Source organism: Streptomyces ossamyceticus (genome assembly GCF_001418475.1).
GTDB lineage: Bacteria > Actinomycetota > Actinomycetes > Streptomycetales > Streptomycetaceae > Streptomyces > Streptomyces ossamyceticus.
Window position 1 is genome coordinate 1 of the sequence record NZ_LIQX01000732.1, and the last position, 2,569, is coordinate 2,569.

Here is a 2,569-nt window from a genome sequence, read left to right on the forward strand (position 1 = left end):
ATCATCTCGGCGGCCCGCCGCCGACGACTCCGTGGTGATCGTGGAGCAGCTGAGCGGACGTGAGCGTGACGTTCTGCGGCGGGCCGCCGAGATGATGTCGACGGAGGAGATCGCCGCCGATCTGTATGTGTCGGTGAACACCGTGAAGACCCATCTCAAGAGCGCCTACCGCAAACTGGCCGTCAACCGCCGCAACGACGCGGTACGCCGCGCCCGCGAACTCCGGCTGCTGTGACGGTCCCGGTGCCCCCGGGGGTGCGCCCTCGGCCCACACGCCAGGGGTGCGCCCTCAGCCCAGGCGCCGGACCACCGCCTCGGCGACTCCCTTGGCGCTGCCGGGGTTCTGACCGGTGATGAGGCGGTCGTCCTCGACGATGTGCGGGGCGAAGGGCTTCTCCGCGGTGGTGTAGGACGCGCCGAGTTCCTTGAGCCGGTCCTCCAGGCTGTAGGGGACGGCGTTCGCGCGCTGGGCGAGTTCTTCCTCCTGCCAGGAGAAGCCGGTGACGTTCCTGCCCTTGACCAGGGGTTCGCCGCTGCTCAGGGTGACGTCGAGGAGCCCGCAGGGGCCGTGGCAGACGGCCGAGACGATCCGGCCGGTGTCGTGGAACCGTGCGATGAGCGCGCCCAGCGCCGGGGTCTGGTGGAAGTCGAACATGGTGCCGTGGCCGCCGGTGAGGTAGATGGCGTCGTAGTCCTCGGCGTCGGCCTCGGACACGGCCATGGTGTTTTTGAGCTTGTCCATGAACCGGCGGTCGGTGTAGCGCTTGTCGGTGCCGAGGTCGCCGAGCACGCCGTGGGCGAGGCTCTCCGGGTCGAGGGGCACGGGTCCGCCGTCGATGCTGGCGATGGTGATGTCGTACCCGGCCTGTTCGGCGACGTCGTAGAAGTGCGTCAGCTCACCCAGCCAGAGACCGGTGCGGTAGCCGACCGTCTCGTACTCGCCGGTGCTGGTGACGATGACGAGGATGCGATGCGTGGGGGACATGTGCTTCCTTCTGTCGTACGTGAGGGGCGTGGAGGTTGTTGGTTTCGTCCTACCACGCCGTACCCCGCTTCACGGGGTGACATGGATCTTCGGTCCGGGTCCCGCGCCCGCCGGGCGTCGGCCGGCGAGGACGGGGCCGACCTCGTCGAGGCCCACGGTCGCGGCGACGAGTGGTCCGGGGTCGACCGTCGCGTCGGCGTACGCGCGGATCGTGGCGTCGAGACCGGGGGACGCGGACAGGATGCCGACCGCCGTGACGTCCTTGAGGACGAGGGCGCGGCTGTCGAGGGGACTGGGCTCCCCGGCCAGCCCGATGTACACCAGGCGGCCGCCCGGCTCGACGAGTTCCAGGGCCCTCGCCGGCAGCGGGGCGGCGTTCGAGGCGTCCACGACCGCGTCGAAGGGCAGGCCGGGCACCGAGTCCTCCGTCCAGACGTGCTCGAACCCCAGGTCGCGGGCGAAGGCGAGGGAGCCCTCGGTGGCTCCCATCAGATGGACCTCGGCACCGGCGGCACGCAGGAACATCGCGGTCAGCAGACCGATCGTCCCCGGGCCCAGGACCAGGGCACGGTCACCGGGGCCCGGCGCGGCGGCCCGCGCGGCGCGCAGGGCGTTGCCGCCCGGTTCGACGAGCGCGCCGAGGACGGCGTCGACGGAGTCGGGCAGGGCGTGCAACGAGGACGCCGGAACGGCGAGCCGCTCGGCCAGGGCACCGTCCCGCGCACCGCGGATGCCGACCTCCTGCCGCGCCTCGCACACATGCCGGCGCCCGCGCAGACAGCGGCGGCAGCCGCCGCAGCCGAGCATCGTGTCGCCCATGACGCGGCGGCCGATCCAGCCGGGGTCGACACCGTCCCCGACCGCCGTGACGCGTCCGCACCACTCATGGCCGGGCCGTAGGGGGTAGGCGGCGTGTCCCTGATGGAGGTAGGCCATCTCGCCGGTGAAGAACTCCACGTCGGTGCCGCACACGCCGACCCGTTCGACGTCGACCACCGCCTCGCCGGGGCCCGCCACCGGCGAGGGCACCTCCCGCACCTCGTACGCGCCGGGGCCGGTCAGCACGAAGGCACGCATGGGGCGACGGCTCACCTGGGCGCCACGACACGCTGTCGTTGGACGCCGAGGTGTCTGATGCCCAGTTCCATCACGTCCCCGGGCCGGAGGTAGGTGGGCGGGGTGAGGCCCATGCCGACGCCGGGCGGGGTGCCGGTGTTGATGAGGTCGCCGGGCTCCAGGACGAGGAACTGGCTGAGGTAGTGCACGATGAAGTACGGGTCGAAGACCATCGTCTTGGTGCTGCCGGTCTGCCGCCGCACCCCGTTGACGTCCAGCCACATGTCGAGCGCGAGGACGTCGTCGATCTCGTCGGCGGTGGCGAGCCAGGGGCCCGCCGGGTTGAACGTCTCGGCGGACTTGCCCTTGGCCCACTGGCCGCCCCGCTCCAGCTGGAAGCCGCGCTCGCTGACGTCGTTGACGACCACATAGCCGGCGATCGCCGCACGGGCCTCCTCGACCGATTCCAGATAGGAGGTGCGGCGGCCGATGACGATGCCGAGCTCCACCTCCCAGTCGGTCTTCGTC

The 2,569-nt window shown here is 71.5% G+C and carries 4 protein-coding genes; 1 reads left to right on the forward strand and 3 read right to left on the reverse strand.

What is annotated here, in order from left to right:
- Positions 1-235, forward strand: a 235-nt coding sequence (locus AOK15_RS37700) for a response regulator transcription factor (RefSeq protein ID WP_107099609.1), incomplete at its 5' end; no start/stop codon positions are given.
- Between the two features lie 54 nt (positions 236-289).
- On the opposite strand, the gene AOK15_RS37705 is transcribed toward AOK15_RS37700, so the two are convergent.
- The 3 genes from AOK15_RS37705 to AOK15_RS37715 form a co-directional block, all read right to left on the reverse strand.
- The gene (locus tag AOK15_RS37705) at positions 290-985 is read right to left on the reverse strand and encodes a type 1 glutamine amidotransferase domain-containing protein (protein WP_055523267.1); all 696 of its coding nucleotides are present in this window, start codon (positions 983-985) and stop codon (positions 290-292) included.
- 69 nt (positions 986-1,054) lie between these two features.
- Complete coding sequence (locus AOK15_RS37710) at positions 1,055-2,062, reverse strand: zinc-dependent alcohol dehydrogenase (RefSeq protein WP_055523269.1); 1,008 nt, start codon at positions 2,060-2,062, stop codon at positions 1,055-1,057.
- Between the two features lie 11 nt (positions 2,063-2,073).
- The coding region (locus AOK15_RS37715; RefSeq protein WP_167738903.1) for a fumarylacetoacetate hydrolase family protein at positions 2,074-2,569 on the reverse strand (496 nt) is incomplete at its 5' end.